Annotated in this window: 17 protein-coding genes; 15 read left to right on the top strand and 2 right to left on the bottom strand. The window is 52.0% G+C overall.

The genetic code is table 11. The annotated features are described in order from the left end of the window. Positions 1 to 12 precede the first annotated feature (12 nt). Together glnD and map are read right to left on the bottom strand one after the other, a co-directional pair. A complete protein-coding gene (gene glnD / locus FDX01_RS09660) occupies positions 13 to 2,685 on the bottom strand; it encodes a bifunctional uridylyltransferase/uridylyl-removing protein GlnD (RefSeq protein ID WP_137399693.1) in 2,673 nt (890 codons plus the stop codon). A 103-nt stretch (positions 2,686 to 2,788) separates the two neighbouring features. Then, positions 2,789 to 3,583 (bottom strand): type I methionyl aminopeptidase, encoded by a 795-nt coding sequence (map, locus tag FDX01_RS09655; RefSeq protein WP_096758242.1) that lies wholly within the window; start codon positions 3,581 to 3,583, stop codon positions 2,789 to 2,791. Positions 3,584 to 3,907: 324 nt separating this feature from the next. On the opposite strand from map, the gene rpsB reads away from it, so the two are divergent. The 15 genes from rpsB to rnhB all read left to right on the top strand — a co-directional run bounded on the left by rpsB (position 3,908) and on the right by rnhB (position 18,847). Beyond that, on the top strand, positions 3,908 to 4,633 hold the full coding sequence (rpsB, locus tag FDX01_RS09650) for a 30S ribosomal protein S2 (RefSeq protein WP_016151758.1): 726 nt from the start codon (positions 3,908 to 3,910) through the stop codon (positions 4,631 to 4,633). 134 nt (positions 4,634 to 4,767) lie between these two features. Beyond that, entirely contained in the window at positions 4,768 to 5,619 is an 852-nt protein-coding gene (tsf, locus tag FDX01_RS09645; protein WP_096758241.1) for a translation elongation factor Ts, read from the top strand. A gap of 146 nt (positions 5,620 to 5,765) precedes the next feature. Continuing rightward, positions 5,766 to 6,491 (top strand): UMP kinase, encoded by a 726-nt coding sequence (pyrH, locus tag FDX01_RS09640; protein WP_096758240.1) that lies wholly within the window; start codon positions 5,766 to 5,768, stop codon positions 6,489 to 6,491. 139 nt (positions 6,492 to 6,630) lie between these two features. Continuing rightward, positions 6,631 to 7,188: a ribosome recycling factor gene (gene frr / locus FDX01_RS09635; protein WP_115259405.1), complete on the top strand. Its 558-nt coding sequence runs from the start codon at positions 6,631 to 6,633 to the stop codon at positions 7,186 to 7,188. Positions 7,189 to 7,296: 108 nt separating this feature from the next. Continuing rightward, a complete protein-coding gene (gene ispC / locus FDX01_RS09630) occupies positions 7,297 to 8,493 on the top strand; it encodes a 1-deoxy-D-xylulose-5-phosphate reductoisomerase (RefSeq protein ID WP_137399692.1) in 1,197 nt (398 codons plus the stop codon). 188 nt (positions 8,494 to 8,681) lie between these two features. Continuing rightward, positions 8,682 to 9,440, top strand: a complete 759-nt coding sequence (ispU, locus tag FDX01_RS09625; protein ID WP_115259402.1) for a (2E,6E)-farnesyl-diphosphate-specific ditrans,polycis-undecaprenyl-diphosphate synthase — start codon at positions 8,682 to 8,684, stop codon at positions 9,438 to 9,440. Between the two features lie 12 nt (positions 9,441 to 9,452). After that, positions 9,453 to 10,310, top strand: a complete 858-nt coding sequence (gene cdsA, locus FDX01_RS09620; RefSeq protein ID WP_115259400.1) for a phosphatidate cytidylyltransferase — start codon at positions 9,453 to 9,455, stop codon at positions 10,308 to 10,310. An 11-nt stretch (positions 10,311 to 10,321) separates the two neighbouring features. After that, positions 10,322 to 11,674, top strand: a complete 1,353-nt coding sequence (rseP, locus tag FDX01_RS09615; protein ID WP_096758235.1) for a sigma E protease regulator RseP — start codon at positions 10,322 to 10,324, stop codon at positions 11,672 to 11,674. Positions 11,675 to 11,703: 29 nt separating this feature from the next. Beyond that, the gene (gene bamA / locus FDX01_RS09610) at positions 11,704 to 14,118 is read left to right on the top strand and encodes an outer membrane protein assembly factor BamA (protein ID WP_137399691.1); all 2,415 of its coding nucleotides are present in this window, start codon (positions 11,704 to 11,706) and stop codon (positions 14,116 to 14,118) included. A gap of 122 nt (positions 14,119 to 14,240) precedes the next feature. Further along, positions 14,241 to 14,726, top strand: a complete 486-nt coding sequence (gene skp / locus FDX01_RS09605; protein ID WP_115259395.1) for a molecular chaperone Skp — start codon at positions 14,241 to 14,243, stop codon at positions 14,724 to 14,726. 3 nt (positions 14,727 to 14,729) lie between these two features. Continuing rightward, the gene (lpxD, locus tag FDX01_RS09600; protein WP_115259393.1) at positions 14,730 to 15,755 is read left to right on the top strand and encodes a UDP-3-O-(3-hydroxymyristoyl)glucosamine N-acyltransferase; all 1,026 of its coding nucleotides are present in this window, start codon (positions 14,730 to 14,732) and stop codon (positions 15,753 to 15,755) included. 103 nt (positions 15,756 to 15,858) lie between these two features. Continuing rightward, positions 15,859 to 16,314, top strand: coding sequence for a 3-hydroxyacyl-ACP dehydratase FabZ (gene fabZ / locus FDX01_RS09595; protein ID WP_000210739.1), 456 nt, complete (start codon positions 15,859 to 15,861; stop codon positions 16,312 to 16,314). Between the two features lie 3 nt (positions 16,315 to 16,317). Beyond that, entirely contained in the window at positions 16,318 to 17,106 is a 789-nt protein-coding gene (gene lpxA, locus FDX01_RS09590; protein ID WP_096758231.1) for an acyl-ACP--UDP-N-acetylglucosamine O-acyltransferase, read from the top strand. Then, positions 17,106 to 18,254, top strand: coding sequence for a lipid-A-disaccharide synthase (lpxB, locus tag FDX01_RS09585; protein ID WP_096758230.1), 1,149 nt, complete (start codon positions 17,106 to 17,108; stop codon positions 18,252 to 18,254). Before lpxA ends, lpxB begins: the two co-directional genes overlap by 1 nt. Next, a complete protein-coding gene (gene rnhB, locus FDX01_RS09580) occupies positions 18,251 to 18,847 on the top strand; it encodes a ribonuclease HII (RefSeq protein ID WP_115259391.1) in 597 nt (198 codons plus the stop codon). The genes lpxB and rnhB overlap by 4 nt, the downstream gene beginning before the upstream one ends. Positions 18,848 to 18,857: the final 10 nt, after the last annotated feature.

Raw genomic sequence — 18,857 nt, 5'->3', positions numbered from 1 at the left:
TAAATAAACACATCACCCTTTATCGTTTGGATTGAGGGCCTCTGTCAACCGTTGATGTACTTCCTGCTGCAGCGCATTATTAAGGGCGCGCCGGTCGGCCGTTGCGATTATGAATAAATCTTCTACTCGCTCGCCAATGGTTGTAATTCGGGCGCCATGCAGCGAAATTCCCAGATCGGCAAAAATCTGTCCGACCCGCGCCAGCAGGCCGGGCTGGTCGAGCGCGATAAGCTCGAGGAATGATTTTCGGTCGGTATGAGTCGGTAGAAAAGTCACCTCGGTCTCGACGGTAAAGTGACGTAGTTTTGCTGGTTGGCGGCGCGGTTGTGGTGGCTGCCAACTTCGTTGGGTGATCGCCTGCTCCAGCCCTGAACGGATGGCGTCGTGGCGGTCCGACGACAGCGGACTGCCGTCCGGCTCCAGCACGATAAATGTATCCATCGCCATGTTATCGCGAGTGGTGAAAATTTGCGCATCGTGGACGCTAAGATTTCGCCGATCCAGTTCGGCACAAACCGCGGCAAACAGATAGGGACGGTCCGGACTCCAGATGAAAATCTCCGTTCCGCCGCGCGTGGCCTGTGGGCTGAGTAAGATCAGCGGCTTGCTCATGTCGTGCTGCAGTAGATGGCGCGCATGCCAGGCCAGCTGGTTTGGGCTGTGGCGCACGAAATAGTTGGCGCGGCAGCGCGACCAGATATGGTGCAGCGCTTCTTCATCAATGTTGTCCATGCGCAGCAGCGCCAGCGCCTGCAGCTGGTGATGACGCACGCGTTCGCGCATATCCGGCGTGTTTTGCATGCCGCGACGTAGCTGTTTTTCGGTAGCGAAGTACAGCTCGCGCAACAGGCTTTGTTTCCAGCTGTTCCACAGCGTTTCGTTGGTGGCGCAAATGTCCGCCACCGTCAGGCACACCAGGAAGCGCAGGCGGTGTTCCGTTTGCACTTCTTCGGCGAACTGCTTGATGACTTCGGGGTCCTGAATATCGCGGCGCTGGGCGGTAACCGACATCAGCAGATGCTGGCGGACCAGCCAGGCGACCAACTGTGTTTCGCGGGAATTCAGCCCGTGCAGTTCGGCAAACTTGAGGACATCCTGAGCACCGAGAACCGAGTGGTCGCCGCCGCGACCTTTGGCGATATCGTGGAACAGCGCGGCAATCAGAATCAGCTCCGGCTGGCGCAGACGCGGCCAGAGATCGACACACAGCGGGTGATGCTGACGGGTCTCTTCTTTGGCAAAGCTTTCCAGCTTTAGCATCACGCGAATCGTGTGTTCATCCACCGTATAGGCATGAAACAGGTCAAACTGCATTTGGCCGACAATGTGCGACCACTGCGGCATATAGGCCCACAGCACACTGTGACGATGCATAGGCAGCAGGCCACGGCTCACCGCCCCCGGATGGCGTAACATGCTGAGAAACAGTGAACGCGCCTCCGGGATGTAGCACAGCGGTTGTGTCAGATGGCGGCGGGCATGGCGCAAATGGCGCAGCGTAGTGGAGTAAATCCCGGTGATCGCGCTATTGCGCACCATGGTGTAAAACATCCGCAGAATGGCTTCCGGTTCGCGGATAAACAGATCGTCGTTACGCAAATCAATTAACGTGCCGCGTAGCTGAAAGTCGTCATCGATCGGGCGCGGCTTTTCATCTGCGGATAGAGCGAGGATGGCCTCATCAAACAGCTGAAGTAGCATGTGGTTCAGCTCACTGACCCTGCGCGTGACGCGAAAATAGTCTTTCATCATCCGTTCGATAGGCTCGTTGCCTTCACCGCCGTAGTGTAGCCGTTGCGCGACGCTAAGCTGACGGTCAAACAGTAGACGGTTATCGTAACGCGTGACTTCCAGATGCAGTGCGAAGCGAATGCGCCAGAGGATGTGCAGACACTCATTCAGTTCAGCACGTTCTGCCAGCGTCAAGAAGCCGAATCCAACCATCTCATCCAGCGACGTGGCGCCAAAGTGGCGGCGGGCTACCCACTGGAGGGTGTGGATATCGCGCAGGCCGCCGGGGCTACTTTTGATATCCGGTTCCAGATTGTAGCTGGTGCCGTGATAGCGCTGGTGGCGCAGGTTCTGCTCTTCCACTTTGGCGGCGTAAAATTTATCGGAGGGCCAGAAGCCTTCGCTAAAAATATGTTTTTGTAGCTCAAGAAACAGCGCCACGTCGCCAATCAGCAGGCGTGTTTCAATCAGGTTAGTGGCGACGGTTAAATCGGACAGGCCTTCCAGCAGACACTCTTCCAGCGTACGCACGCTGTGCCCCACCTCCAGTCTCACATCCCACAACAGGGTTAGCAGTTCGCCGACTTTCTCGGCCTGCGCATCAGGCAGTTTTTTACGACTCAGAATCAGCAGGTCGATATCGGAAAGCGGGTGCAGTTCGCCACGCCCATAGCCGCCGACGGCGACCAGCGCCAGATCGGCTATTTGACCGAAACCGGCTTCAATCCACAGGCGTTGCAGCAGTTGGTCAATAAACTCGGTGCGCGCTTCGATCAACTGCTCTGCGGAAATACCACTGTCAAAGGCTTCACCTAACCAGTTCTGAAACGAATCGATATGCGTTTTAATGCCGCTACAGTTGAGATCGTGCTGAGGCCAGGTTCCCGGGTTTTGCGGTTGGCCCGGCAGGGTGGGGAGGGCAGTATTTGCGTGTTGTTCAGGAAGAGTATTCATTGTGCGCCACCCATAAAAAAGCCGGATGACGCTTACGCTTATCCGGCCTACGGGAGAGTGCCATTTGTAGGCCTGATAAGCGACAGCGCCATCAGGCAAAACATTATTCGCCGTGTGTGATGACCGCCGGGATAGTGTCATCCTTGCGTAACGTCAGAATTTCACAACCGTTTTCCGTCACCACAATAGTATGCTCGTACTGTGCAGACAAGCTACGGTCTTTGGTTTTTACCGTCCAGCCGTCTTTCATGGTGCGGATACGATAATCACCGGCGTTGAGCATCGGTTCAACGGTGAAGGTCATGCCCGGTTGCAGCACTACGCCGCCATCGTCTGCATCGTAGTGCAGAACCTGAGGTTCTTCATGGAAGCCGCGACCGATGCCGTGGCCGCAGTATTCGCGTACCACAGAGAAGCCTTCGCCTTCCGCGTATTTCTGAATGGCTGCGCCTAGTGTGCGCAGACGAATACCCGGTTTTATCATCCGCAGCGCCAGATACAGGCTTTCCTGCGTGACGCGGCACAGACGCTCGCCCAGAATCGTCGGCTTGCCGACGATAAACATTTTGGAGGTATCACCGTGGAACTCGTCTTTAATCACGGTAACGTCGATGTTGACGATATCGCCGTCTTTCAGGTGCTTGGCGTCGTCCGGGATCCCGTGGCATACCACTTCATTAATGGAGATGCAGACGGATTTCGGATAACCGTGATAACCCAGGCACGCGGAGATCGCCTGCTGCTCGTTCACGATGTAGTCATTGCAGATACGATCCAATTCGCCGGTGCTGACGCCCGGTTTGATAAACGGTTCGATCATTTCCAGCACTTCGGCGGCCAGACGACCAGCGACGCGCATTTTTTCGATTTCTTCAGGGGTCTTGATTGAGATAGCCATAAATTCTGTCCATCAGTGTCGATGATTTCGACAATAATTGTGTAAGTGCTGCTAATGGTATCAGTCAGGGGTGTACCCTGCCAAATTGAGAATCATTAACAGCACAGACCGCCAACTATTATTGGTGTCTATGGCGTATTTGTGGTATAAAGCGCGCCGGACTTCCGATCCATTCGAAGACTACACACGATGGACGGGAGCGACAAATCTCACTTTGTGTAACAACACACACGTATCGACACATATTCCGGGGTGCCCTTTGGGGTCGGTAATATGGGATGCGTGGAGGCTTAACCCCAACTTTTATATATAGAGGTTTTAATCATGGCAACTGTTTCCATGCGCGACATGCTCAAGGCTGGTGTTCACTTCGGTCACCAGACCCGTTACTGGAACCCGAAAATGAAGCCTTTCATCTTCGGTGCGCGTAACAAAGTTCACATCATCAACCTTGAGAAAACTGTACCGATGTTCAACGAAGCTCTGGCTGAACTGAACAAGATCTCTGCTCGTAAAGGTAAAATCCTTTTCGTTGGTACTAAACGCGCTGCAAGCGAAGCGGTGAAAGAAGCTGCTAACAACTGCGACCAGTTCTTCGTGAACCATCGCTGGTTGGGCGGCATGCTGACTAACTGGAAAACCGTTCGTCAGTCCATCAAACGTCTGAAAGATCTGGAAACTCAGTCTCAGGACGGTACTTTCGAAAAGCTGACCAAGAAAGAAGCGCTGATGCGCACCCGTGAGCTTGAGAAACTGGAAAACAGCCTGGGCGGTATCAAAGACATGGGCGGTCTGCCGGACGCTCTGTTCGTAATCGATGCTGACCACGAGCACATTGCTATCAAAGAAGCAAACAACCTGGGTATCCCGGTATTTGCAATCGTTGATACCAACTCTGATCCGGACGGTGTTGACTTCGTTATCCCGGGTAACGACGACGCAATCCGTGCTGTGACCCTGTACCTGGGCGCTGTAGCTACTACCGTTCGTGAAGGCCGTTCTCAGGATCTGGCTTCCCAGGCGGAAGAAAGCTTCGTAGAAGCTGAATAATAAGGCACGCTCGTTAGAGCCCCCTTATAAACCAGGTTGTATCACGTTTGGTTAGGGGCCCTTTAGGCCCCTTTTTCACTTTTAAATCTGTGCGGTTTGACGCCGGGCAGATCAAATCTTCCGAGGATTTTAGAATGGCTGAAATTACCGCATCCCTGGTAAAAGAGCTGCGTGAGCGTACCGGCGCAGGCATGATGGATTGCAAAAAAGCACTGACTGAAGCTAATGGCGACATCGAGCTGGCAATCGAAAACATGCGTAAATCTGGTGCGATCAAAGCGGCGAAAAAAGCAGGCAACGTTGCTGCTGATGGCGTGATCAAAACCAAAATCGACGGCAACTACGGCATCATTCTGGAAGTTAACTGCCAGACTGACTTCGTTGCTAAAGATGGTGGTTTCCAGGCATTTGCAGACAAAGTTCTGGATGCTGCAATCGCGGGCAAAATCACTGACGTTGACGTTCTGAAAGCACAGTTCGAAGAAGAACGTGTTGCGCTGGTTGCTAAAATCGGTGAGAACATCAACATCCGTCGTGTTGCTTCCATCGAAGGCGACGTACTGGGTTCATACCAGCACGGTGCGCGTATCGGTGTTCTGGTTGCGGCTAAAGGCGCAGACGAAGAGCTGGTTAAACAGCTGGCAATGCACATTGCTGCAAGCAAGCCTGAATTCGTTAAGCCAGAAGACGTATCTGCTGAAGTGGTAGAGAAAGAATACCAGGTTCAGCTGGATATCGCGATGCAGTCTGGTAAGCCGAAAGAAATCGCAGAGAAAATGGTTGAAGGCCGCATGAAGAAATTCACCGGCGAAGTTTCTCTGACGGGTCAGCCTTTCGTTATGGATCCGAGCAAATCTGTTGCTCAGCTGCTGAAAGAGCACAACGCTGACGTAACAGGCTTCATCCGCTTTGAAGTGGGTGAAGGCATCGAGAAAGTTGAGACTGACTTTGCAGCAGAAGTTGCTGCGATGTCCAAGCAGTCTTAATTTTTTAAAGGAGCCGCCTGAGGGCGGCTTCTTTTTGTGTCTGGCTTGTAAATTCAGCGAACCGCTATAGTGGCTACGTTGAAAAGCGACATACAATGTCGCTGGTATTAACTCATCTCATTCGTTGACAGTCTCAGGAAAGAAACATGGCTACCAATGCAAAACCCGTCTACAAACGTATTCTGCTTAAGTTAAGTGGCGAAGCGCTGCAAGGTTCAGAAGGCTTCGGTATTGATGCAAGCATACTTGACCGTATGGCTCAGGAAATCAAAGAACTGGTTGAGCTGGGTATTCAGGTTGGCGTAGTGATTGGTGGCGGTAACCTGTTCCGTGGTGCTGGTCTGGCGAAAGCGGGAATGAACCGCGTTGTGGGCGACCACATGGGCATGTTGGCCACCGTAATGAACGGTCTGGCAATGCGCGATGCGCTTCACCGCGCCTATGTGAACGCTCGCCTGATGTCCGCAATTCCTTTGAACGGTGTGTGCGATAACTACAGCTGGGCGGAGGCTATCAGCCTGCTGCGCAACAACCGTGTTGTTATCCTGGCGGCCGGTACCGGCAACCCGTTCTTCACGACAGACTCTGCAGCCTGCCTGCGCGGTATTGAAATTGAAGCTGATGTAGTGCTGAAAGCCACCAAAGTTGACGGCGTATTTACCGCAGATCCAGCGCAAGATCCAACCGCGACCATGTACGAACAACTGACCTATACTGAAGTTCTGGATAAAGAACTGAAAGTGATGGATCTGGCGGCGTTCACGCTGGCTCGTGACCACAAATTGCCTATTCGTGTCTTCAACATGAACAAACCGGGCGCGCTGCGCCGTGTGGTGATGGGTGAAAAAGAAGGGACGTTAATCACGGAATAATTCCCGTTGCGGCTAAATGCAGGTAATATTCTGCTTTAATGTCGCGGGATACGTCCCTCAAAATTAATCAAGACTATACTTGTCGCATCTTGCGTGGTGGAGATGGTCTGACTGAAACAAGCTTTCAAGGATTCGTAACGTGATCAACGAAATCAGAAAAGATGCTGAAGTACGCATGGACAAATGCGTCGAAGCATTCAAAAATCAAATCAGCAAAATTCGCACGGGTCGTGCTTCTCCCAGCCTGCTGGATGGCATTATCGTGGAATATTACGGCACGCCAACTCCGCTGCGTCAGCTGGCAAGCGTAACGGTTGAAGATTCCCGTACTCTGAAAATCAACGTGTTTGACCGTTCTATGGGCCCGGCCGTTGAGAAAGCGATTATGGCTTCTGACCTCGGTTTGAACCCAAGCTCTGCGGGTTCTGACATCCGCGTTCCGCTGCCGCCGCTGACCGAAGAACGTCGTAAAGATCTGACCAAGATCGTGCGTGGCGAAGCAGAAGGCGCGCGTGTTGCCGTGCGTAACGTTCGTCGTGATGCTAACGACAAAGTGAAAGCGCTGTTGAAAGATAAAGAGATCAGCGAAGATGACGATCGCCGTTCTCAGGACGACGTGCAGAAAATGACTGACGCCGCTATCAAGAAAGTGGATGCGGCGCTGGCAGAGAAAGAAGCGGAACTGATGCAGTTCTGATTCGCCTGTACGCTTAAAACGCCGCTCAGAAGGTCTGCAAAGGCTGGATGGCGGCGTTTTGCTTTTTTCTGTCTATCCCCTAAAGGGTAAAATTCTTCAGGATGTCTGATGAAGCAATTAACCATTCTCGGCTCAACCGGCTCTATTGGTTGTAGTACGCTGGATGTCGTACGCCATAATCCGGAATCGTTTCGTGTTACTGCGCTGGTCGCGGGTAAAAATGTTGCCCGTATGGTCGAGCAGTGCCTGGAGTTCTCTCCCCGCTATGCAGTAATGGATGATGAAACAAGCGCTGCGCAGGTGAAAGCGGCTCTGCTGGAGCAGGGAAGTCGTACCGAGGTGATGAGCGGACAACAGGCGGCCTGTGATATGGCTGCGCTGGATGATGTCGATCAGGTGATGGCCGCGATTGTCGGCGCGGCGGGGCTGCTGCCTACGCTGGCGGCAATCCGTGCAGGCAAAAGCATTTTACTGGCGAATAAAGAGTCGCTGGTGACCTGCGGTCGTTTGTTTATGGATGACGTGAAGCGCCACAAAGCGCAGCTTTTGCCGGTAGATAGCGAACATAACGCGATTTTTCAGAGTTTACCCCAACCTATTCAGCACAATCTGGGATACGCTGACCTTGAGCAAAATGGCGTCATGTCCATTCTGCTTACCGGGTCTGGTGGCCCTTTCCGTGAAACGCCATTGCACGATCTGGTGTCAATGACCCCCGATCAAGCATGCCGTCACCCGAACTGGTCGATGGGACGAAAAATCTCCGTCGACTCTGCCACTATGATGAATAAAGGTCTGGAATACATTGAAGCGCGCTGGTTGTTTAATGCCAGTGCAAGCCAGATGGAAGTGCTGATTCATCCACAGTCGGTGATTCATTCGATGGTTCGGTATCAGGATGGTAGCGTTCTGGCACAACTGGGTGAGCCTGATATGCGCACGCCTATTGCCCATACTATGGCATGGCCGGAACGCGTCACATCTGGTGTGAAGCCTGTCGACTTTTGCAAACTGAGCGCGTTGACGTTTTCCGCGCCGGATTACCAACGCTATCCGTGCCTGAAACTGGCGATGGATGCGTTTGAGCAAGGGCAAGCGGCGACTACCGCGCTGAACGCTGCGAATGAAATTACCGTTGCCGCATTTCTGGCGCAACAAATTCGATTTACCGATATTGCCGAGCTCAATTTATCCGTACTGGATAAGATGGATTTGCAGGAACCCCAGAACGTTGATGACGTGTTGAGGGTTGATGCCGTTGCGCGGGACGTCGCCAGAAAACAAGTGATGCGACTCTCAAGCTGATGATAATCCCTCTACAGAGATTCGTGCTATTTGTTAGCGTTGGGCTTCAGTGATATAGTCTGCGCCACCCGATCGCTGGTATTGGCATTTTTTCGGTCGGGTAAGCCGTGGTTTGACACGGCTTTTTTGTGTAGAGGCTTCAGTATTCCTGAGTACCGTAAAATCCTTTCAGGGACTAAAAACGCGTTATGTTGTCTGCAACTCAACCATTAAGCGAAAATTTGCCAGCACATGGCTGTCGCCATGTAGCCATTATTATGGATGGCAATGGCCGCTGGGCGAAAAAGCAAGGGAAGATTCGCGCCTTTGGGCATAAGGCCGGAGCAAAATCCGTCCGCCGGGCTGTCTCTTTTGCTGCCAATAACGGTATTGATGCGTTAACGCTGTATGCCTTTAGCAGTGAGAACTGGAACCGACCTGCGCAGGAAGTGAGCGCGTTAATGGAATTATTCGTGTGGGCACTTGATAGTGAAGTGAAAAACCTGCATCGCCATAACGTTCGTCTGCGTATTATCGGGGATATCAGTCGATTTAACTCACGTTTGCAAGAACGGATTCGCAAGTCGGAAGCGCTTACAGCCCAGAATACGGGGTTAACGCTGAATATTGCTGCGAATTACGGCGGACGTTGGGACATTGTCCAGGGAGTCAGGCAACTGGCGCAACAGGTGCAAGACGGTCTGCTGCGCCCTGAGCAAATTGACGAAGAAATGCTTGGTCAGCAAGTTTGTATGAATGAACTGGCTCCTGTGGATTTAGTGATAAGGACTGGGGGAGAGCATCGCATCAGTAATTTTTTGCTGTGGCAAATTGCCTATGCTGAACTTTACTTTACGGATGTTCTCTGGCCCGATTTCGATGAACAAGACTTTGAAGGTGCGCTGCATGCCTTTGCTAATCGAGAGCGTCGTTTCGGCGGGACCGAACCCGGTGATGAAAAAGCCTGATGGGGGTCGCTTTTGCTGAAGTATCGCCTGATTTCTGCTTTTGTTTTAATACCCGTTGTCATCGCGGCGCTGTTTTTATTGCCGCCGGTGGGGTTCGCCATTGTTACGCTGGTCGTATGTATGTTGGCCGCGTGGGAGTGGGGACAGTTAAGCGGTTTCACCACTCGCACACAGCGAGTCTGGCTGGCGGTTCTGTGCGGGCTTTTGCTGGCACTGATGCTGTTTTTACTGCCTGAATATCATCATAATATTCATCAGCCGTTGGTCGAAGTGTCGCTTTGGGCGTCATTGGGCTGGTGGGGCGTTGCACTATTGCTGGTGTTATTTTACCCAGGTTCGGCGACTGTCTGGCGTAATTCAAAGATATTACGCATCATTTTCGGCATCTTAACCATTATCCCTTTCTTTTGGGGAATGCTGGCGCTACGTGCCTGGCATTATGATGAGAATCATTATAGTGGCGCAGTATGGCTGCTGTATGTCATGATCCTCGTCTGGGGAGCGGATTCCGGTGCGTATATGTTTGGCAAGTTATTTGGTAAACATAAACTGGCGCCGAAGGTTTCTCCGGGTAAAACCTGGCAAGGTTTTATTGGCGGACTCGCCACTGCGGCTGTGATCTCATGGGGTTATGGTATGTGGGCGAATCTTGATGTCGCGCCTGTCACCTTGCTCATTTGCTCTATTGTTGCGGTCCTGGCCTCGGTGCTGGGTGACTTGACTGAGAGTATGTTTAAGCGTGAAGCAGGTATTAAGGACAGTGGTCACTTAATCCCAGGGCACGGCGGCATTCTGGATCGTATTGATAGTCTGACGGCTGCGGTACCGGTCTTTGCTTGCTTGCTGTTACTGGTTTTCAGGACGCTTTAACGGATGGTCTTATGCTGAGTATTCTCTGGAATCTGGCTGCATTCATCGTCGCACTCGGTGTGCTTATCACCGTGCATGAATTTGGTCATTTCTGGGTTGCCCGGCGCTGTGGTGTTCGCGTTGAGCGTTTTTCCATTGGTTTTGGAAAGGCGCTGTGGCGGCGCACTGATAGATTGGGTACCGAATACGTCATCGCCCTGATCCCTCTCGGCGGCTACGTCAAAATGCTGGATGAGCGTGCAGAACCGGTGGTGCCGGAACTGCGCCACCACGCGTTCAACAACAAAACGGTTGGGCAGCGTGCGGCCATTATTGCCGCAGGTCCGATTGCAAACTTCCTTTTCGCTATTTTTGCTTACTGGCTGGTGTTTATCATCGGCGTCCCTGGTGTTCGTCCGGTTGTGGGTGAAATAACACCCAACTCGATTGCCGCACAGGCGCAAATTCAGCCAGGTACGGAACTAAAAGCGGTTGATGGTATCGAAACCCCTGATTGGGATACCGTGAGATTGCAGCTGGTCGCTAAAATTGGCGATGAGCAGACCATTCTTAGCGTGGCGCCGTTTGGCAGCAACCAGCGACAGGACAAAACGCTGGATTTGCGCCAATGGGCATTTGAGCCAGACAAACAGGATCCCGTTACGAGTTTAGGGATTCGTCCACGCGGTCCGCAGATTGAACCGGTGCTGTCAGAAGTACAGGTTAACTCCGCAGCAAGTAAGGCGGGTTTGCAAGCTGGCGACAGGATCGTTAAAGTCAATGGTCAGCCGCTCACGCAATGGATGACGTTCGTGACGCTGGTGCGTGATAATCCGAATAAGCCGTTAGCGCTAGAAATTGAAAGGCAGGGGAGTTCCTTGTCTTTGACGTTAACTCCGGACTCAAAACCGGGTAACGGTCAGGAAGAGGGATTTGCGGGTGTCGTGCCTAAAATTATTCCTCTGCCTGATGAGTATAAGACTGTACGCCAGTATGGACCATTCGGCGCCATCCTCGAAGCCTCGGATAAAACGTGGCAGTTGATGAAGTTGACGGTCAGTATGCTGGGAAAATTGATTACCGGTGATGTGAAACTGAACAACCTCAGTGGGCCGATTTCTATCGCCCAGGGGGCTGGGATGTCAGCGGAGTTCGGGGGGATTTATTACCTGATGTTCCTTGCGCTTATCAGCGTGAACTTAGGGATAATTAACCTGTTTCCGTTGCCCGTTCTTGACGGGGGGCATCTGCTGTTCCTGGCGATTGAAAAGCTGAAGGGCGGTCCGGTATCCGAGCGGGTTCAAGACTTTAGTTATCGCATTGGCTCGATTTTGCTAGTGTTGTTAATGGGGCTTGCACTTTTCAATGATTTCTCTCGGTTGTAAGAGAGTGTTAGGAAGAACGCATAATAACGATGGCGATGAAAAAGTTGCTCATAGCGTCGCTGCTGTTTAGCAGCGCCACCGTATACGGTGCTGAAGGGTTCGTCGTGAAGGACATTCATTTCGAAGGCCTACAGCGAGTCGCCGTTGGTGCGGCTCTCCTCAGTATGCCGGTGCGCACAGGCGACACGGTTAATGATGAAGATATCAGTAATACCATTCGTGCTCTGTTCGCCACCGGTAACTTTGAGGATGTCCGCGTCCTGCGCGATGGTGATACCCTTCTGGTTCAGGTAAAAGAACGCCCGACGATTGCCAGCATCACTTTCTCCGGTAACAAATCGGTTAAAGATGACATGCTGAAGCAAAACCTCGAGGCGTCTGGCGTGCGTGTTGGCGAGTCTCTCGATCGCACCACGCTTGCCGATATCGAAAAAGGCCTGGAAGATTTTTACTATAGCGTCGGTAAGTACAGCGCCAGTGTGAAAGCGGTGGTGACGCCGTTGCCGCGTAACCGCGTTGACCTCAAACTGGTGTTCCAGGAAGGTGTCTCGGCGAAGATCCAACAGATCAATATCGTCGGTAACCATGCCTTTACAACCGACGAATTGATCTCTCACTTCCAACTGCGCGATGAAGTGCCGTGGTGGAACGTGGTGGGCGATCGTAAATACCAGAAACAGAAACTGGCGGGCGACCTTGAAACCCTGCGTAGTTACTATCTGGATCGCGGCTATGCTCGCTTCAATATCGACTCCACGCAGGTCAGCCTGACGCCGGATAAGAAAGGTATCTACATCACCGTCAACATTACTGAAGGCGAGCAGTACAAGCTTTCTGGGGTACAGGTGAGCGGTAACCTGGCTGGACACTCTGCCGAAATTGAGAGCCTGACGAAAATCGAACCGGGTGAACTCTATAACGGCACCAAAGTGACCAAAATGGAAGATGATATCAAGAAGCTTCTGGGTCGCTATGGTTATGCCTACCCGCGCGTACAGTCGCAGCCTGAAATCAACGATGCCGATAAGACGGTTAAATTGCGCGTAAACGTGGATGCGGGTAACCGTTTCTATGTGCGTAAGATCCGCTTTGAAGGTAACGATACCTCTAAAGACTCCGTCCTGCGTCGTGAAATGCGCCAGATGGAAGGTGCCTGGCTGGGTAGCGATCTGGTCGATCAGGGTAAAGAGCGTCTGAATCGTCTGGGCTATTTCGAAACAGTCGACACCGATACTCAGCGTATTCCGGGCAGTCCGGATCAGGTTGATGTGGTCTACAAGGTGAAAGAACGTAACACCGGTAGCTTTAACTTCGGCGTCGGGTACGGTACCGAAAGCGGCGTGAGCTTCCAGGCGGGCGTTCAGCAGGATAACTGGTTAGGTACCGGGTATTCTGTTGGTATTAACGGCACCAAAAACGATTACCAGACCTATACTGAATTGTCTGTGACCAACCCGTACTTCACCGTGGATGGTGTGAGCCTTGGTGGCCGCGTCTTCTATAACGACTTTGAAGCGGATGACGCAGACCTGTCTGACTACACCAACAAAAGTTATGGTACAGACGTCACACTGGGCTTCCCGATCAACGAATACAACACGTTGCGTGCGGGCCTGGGTTACGTGCATAACTCCTTGTCTAACATGGATCCACAGGTTGCAATGCAACGTTATCTGGTTTCCATGGGTGAAGATCCTGATGCGGATAGCTTCAAATCAGACGATTTCACCTTCAACTACGGTTGGACGTATAACAAGCTGGACCGTGGCTATTTCCCAACGGAAGGTACGCGTATTAACCTGAACGGTAAAGTCACCGTTCCGGGTTCTGATAACGAATACTACAAAGCGACGTTGGATACCGCGACCTACGTACCGATTGATGACGACCATAAATGGGTTGTTCTGGGTCGTACTAAGTGGGGTTATGGTGATGGATTAAGCGGCAAAGAAATGCCGTTCTATGAGAACTTCTATGCCGGTGGCTCCAGCACCGTGCGTGGCTTCCAGTCCAACACCATTGGTCCAAAAGCCGTCTATTTACCAGCAAATCGTTATAATGATGATGACGATTATGACAACGAATGTGACACCACCAATACGTCACCGTGTAAATCAGACGATGCAGTGGGCGGTAACGCCATGGCTGTCGCCAGCCTGGAGTTTATTACCCCAACGCCGTTTATTAGCGACAAGTATGCTAACTCGGTCCGTACCTCCTTCTTCTGGGATATGGGTACCGTCTGGGATACCAACTGGGATTCTGCGAAGTATTCTGGCTATCCAGACTACAGCGATCCGAACAATATCCGTATGTCTGCGGGTATCGCGTTACAATGGATGTCCCCATTAGGGCCGTTGGTCTTCTCCTACGCCCAGCCGTTCAAAAAGTACGATGGAGACAAATCAGAACAGTTCCAGTTTAACATTGGTAAAACCTGGTAATTGTTCTGCGCAAAGGAATGTAGTGGTAGTGTAGCGATGACTTTAGGCGATCCTGCATGGGGTCGCCTGGCCACGCAAAGAACTGTACCTTCGGGTGCAAATGGGATGGTAAGGAGTTTATTGTGAAAAAGTGGTTATTAGCTGCAGGTCTCGGTTTAGCGATGGCAACGTCCGCACAGGCTGCTGACAAAATTGCAATCGTCAATATGGGTAGCCTGTTCCAACAGGTTGCACAGAAGACTGGTGTTTCTAATACGCTGGAAAACGAGTTCAAAGGCCGCGCCAGCGAACTGCAGCGCATGGAATCCGATCTGCAATCTAAAATGCAGCGTCTGCAATCCATGAAAGCAGGTAGCGATCGTACTAAGCTGGAAAAAGACGTTATGGCTCAGCGCCAGACTTTCTCTCAGAAAGCGCAAGCTTTTGAGCAGGATCGTGCACGTCGTTCCAACGAAGAACGTGGCAAACTGGTTACGCGTATCCAGACAGCCGTGAAATCTGTCGCTAGCAGCCAGAGCATCGATCTGGTCGTTGACGCAAACACCGTTGCTTACAACAGCAGCGATGTTAAAGACATCACCGCTGACGTACTGAAACAGGTTAAATAAGTAATGCCTTCAATTCGACTGGCTGATTTAGCAGAGCAGTTGGATGCAGAATTACACGGTGATGGCGATATCGTCATCACCGGCGTAGCGTCCATGCAATCTGCGCAAACTGGCAATATTACGTTCATGGTGAATCCTAAGTACCGTGAGCATTTAAGCCTGTGCCAGGCTTCTGCCGTTGTGATGACGCAGGACGATCTTCCTTTTGCTAAGAGTGCTGCGCTAGTAGTGAAGAACCCCTACCTGACCTATGCACGAATGGCGCAAATTTTAGATACCACGCCTCAGCCAGCACAGAACATTGCACCCAGTGCAGTGATTGATGCGACGGCAAAGCTGGGTAGCAATGTCTCTGTTGGCGCAAATGCGGTCATCGAGTCTGGCGTAGAACTGGGCGATAACGTGGTTATCGGTGCAGGCTGTTTCGTCGGAAAAAACACAAAAATCGGCGCAGGTTCACGCTTGTGGGCGAATGTGACGATTTATCACGATATCCAGATCGGTGAACATTGCCTGATCCAGTCCAGCACCGTTGTCGGATCTGACGGCTTTGGCTATGCGAACGATCGTGGTAATTGGGTGAAGATCCCACAGCTCGGTCGCGTAATTATTGGCGATCGTGTCGAGATCGGCGCTTGCACGACCATCGATCGTGGCGCTCTGGACGATACCGTGATCGGCAATGGTGTTATCATTGATAACCAGTGCCAGATTGCGCATAACGTTGTGATTGGCGACAATACGGCGGTAGCCGGTGGCGTCATTATGGCGGGCAGCCTGAAGATTGGCCGTTACTGCATGATTGGCGGCGCCAGTGTGATCAATGGGCATATGGAAATATGCGACAAAGTCACGGTCACTGGTATGGGTATGGTGATGCGTCCTATCACCGAACCAGGCGTCTATTCCTCAGGCATTCCGCTACAGCCCAACAAGGTATGGCGTAAAACAGCTGCACTGGTGATGAATATTGATGATATGAGCAAGCGCCTCAAAGCAATTGAGCGCAAGGTTAATCAACAAGACTAAAGTACCTTTTTTGCACGTCTGACTTTTCGGCCTGTCCCATTCATACGATTGCGACAGGCCGTGTTATTATTGCCTTTTAGTATATTTTGACAGGAAGAGTATTTTGACTACTAACACTCATACTCTGCAAATTGAAGAGATTTTAGAACTTCTGCCGCACCGTTTTCCGTTTTTGCTGGTTGATCGTGTGCTGGATTTTGAAGAAGGTCGTTTTCTGCGCGCAGTGAAAAATGTATCCGTTAACGAGCCTTTCTTCCAGGGCCACTTCCCGGGTAAACCGATTTTCCCTGGCGTGCTGATTCTGGAAGCAATGGCCCAGGCAACGGGTATTCTGGCGTTTAAAAGCGTAGGAAAACTGGAGCCAGGGGAGCTGTATTATTTCGCTGGTATCGATGAAGCACGCTTCAAGCGTCCTGTCGTACCTGGCGATCAGATGATCATGGAAGTCACTTTCGAAAAAACGCGCCGTGGCCTGACCCGTTTTAAAGGGGTTGCACTGGTTGACGGTAAAGTTGTGTGCGAAGCAACGATGATGTGTGCCCGTAGCCGGGAGGCCTAATACGTGATTGATAAATCCGCCTTTATTCACCCGACCGCCATTGTGGAAGAGGGCGCCAGTATTGGTGCCAATGCCCACATTGGACCTTTTTGTATTGTTGGACCCCACGTTGAAATTGGTGAGGGTACCGTACTGAAGTCTCACGTTGTCGTGAATGGCCATACTAAAATTGGTCGCGATAACGAGATCTATCAGTTTGCCTCCATCGGCGAAGTAAACCAGGATCTGAAGTATGCTGGCGAACCGACCCGCGTGGAAATTGGCGATCGCAACCGCATCCGCGAAAGCGTCACCATTCATCGTGGCACAGTGCAAGGCGGTGGGTTGACGAAGGTGGGCAGCGATAACTTACTGATGATCAACGCGCACGTTGCGCATGATTGTACGATTGGTAATCGCTGTATTCTGGCGAATAACGCCACGCTTGCCGGACACGTTTCGTTGGATGATTTCGTTATCATCGGCGGGATGACGGCGGTGCATCAGTTCTGCATCATCGGCGCACATGTGATGGTTGGTGGTTGTTCTGGTGTTGCTCAGGACGTTCCGCCGTACGTTATCGCCCAAGGTAATCATGCCACGCCATTTGGCGTCAACATCGAAGGTCTGAAGCGTCGCGGGTTCACCCGTGAAGCGATTACCGCGATCCGTAACGCCTATAAAGCGTTGTATCGCAGTGGTAAAACTCTGGAAGAAGTGAAGCCGGAAATCGCCGAGCTGGCGAAGCAGTACCCGGATGTTCAGGCTTTCAGTGATTTCTTTGAACGCTCAACGCGTGGCCTGATTCGTTAATGACTGAGCAGCGTCCATTAACGATTGCCCTCGTCGCCGGAGAAACCTCCGGCGATATTCTTGGTGCAGGATTAATTCGCGCACTCAAGGCGCGTGTACCCAATGCCCGTTTTGTTGGCGTGGCAGGTCCGCTGATGCAGGCCGAAGGCTGTGAAGCATGGTACGAAATGGAAGAGTTGGCGGTAATGGGCATTGTTGAAGTGCTCGGACGCCTGCGCCGTTTACTGCATATTCGCGCCGATCTAACTCGTCGTTTTACCGATCTCAAGCCGGACGTTTTCGTTGGCATTGATGCACCTGATTTTAATATTACCCTTGAAGGGAACTTGAAAAAACAGGGCATTAAAACCATTCATTACGTCAGCCCTTCCGTGTGGGCATGGCGACAGAAACGCGTTTTCAAAATAGGCAGATCCACCAATATGGTGCTGGCCTTTCTGCCTTTCGAAAAAGCGTTTTATGACAAATTTAATGTCCCGTGCCGCTTTATCGGCCACACCATGGCGGACGCCATGCCGTTGGATCCGGATAAAAACGCGGCTCGCGACGTGCTGGGTATTCCCCATGATGCGCACTGCCTGGCACTATTGCCAGGAAGCCGGGGCGCTGAAGTGGAGATGCTTAGCGCTGATTTTCTGAAAACAGCACAGTTGCTACGCCAGCAGTATCCCGATCTCGAAGTGGTCGTGCCGCTGGTGAATGCCAAACGACGAGAACAGTTTGAGCGCATTAAAGCTGAGGTAGCACCGGAACTTTCCGTACATCTGCTTGATGGGATGGGACGCGAAGCGATGGTTGCCAGCGATGCAGCGCTGCTGGCTTCAGGCACGGCAGCGCTGGAGTGTATGTTGGCGAAGTGCCCTATGGTTGTCGGCTACCGTATGAAACCCTTCACGTTCTGGCTGGCGAAACGTCTGGTGAAAACCGATTATGTTTCGTTGCCGAACCTGCTGGCGGGAAGAGAATTAGTCAAAGAGCTGTTGCAGGATGAATGCGAACCGCAGGCGTTGGCGAAAGCGCTGCAGCCGTTGCTGGCGAATGGCAAAACCAGCCATGCGATGCACGATACGTTCCGCGACCTGCACCAGCAGATCCGTTGTAATGCTGATGAGCAGGCGGCGGATGCAGTCCTGGAGTTAGCACAATGATTGAATTTGTTTATCCACATACGCATTTAGTGGCGGGTGTGGATGAAGTAGGACGAGGCCCTTTGGTCGGGGCTGTGGTGACAGCTGCTGTTATTCTTGATCCAGCGCGTCCGATAGTCGGTCTGAACGACTCCAAAAAACTCTCTGAAAAGCGTCGTCTGGCGCTTTACGATGAAATCAAAGAAAAAGCGTTAAGCTGGAGCCTGGGACGGGCGGAACCACATGAAATCGACGAGCTGAATATTCTGCATGCCACCATGCTGGCCATGCAGCGCGCGGTGGCCGGTTTGCACATTACGCCTGAATACGTGCTAATTGACGGTAATCGTTGCCCGGTATTGCCGATGCCGTCGATGGCGGTGGTGAAAGGGGACAGTCGCGTGGCGGAAATCAGCGCAGCGTCTATTTTGGCGAAAGTCACCCGCGATGCGGAGATGGCGACGCTGGATACGGTTTTCCCGCAGTACGGCTTTGCGCAGCACAAAGGCTACCCAACAGCTTTTCATCTGGCGGCGCTTATAGAGCATGGCGCGACAGAACACCACCGTCGCAGCTTTGGCCCTGTTAAACGCGCACTGGGACTCACGTCCTGATTCTTGTGGC

The sequence above is a fragment of the Citrobacter sp. wls613 genome (genome assembly GCF_005281195.1).
In the GTDB taxonomy this organism is placed as follows: domain Bacteria; phylum Pseudomonadota; class Gammaproteobacteria; order Enterobacterales; family Enterobacteriaceae; genus Citrobacter; species Citrobacter gillenii.
This window is presented reverse-complemented; position numbering and strand designations above follow the sequence as displayed.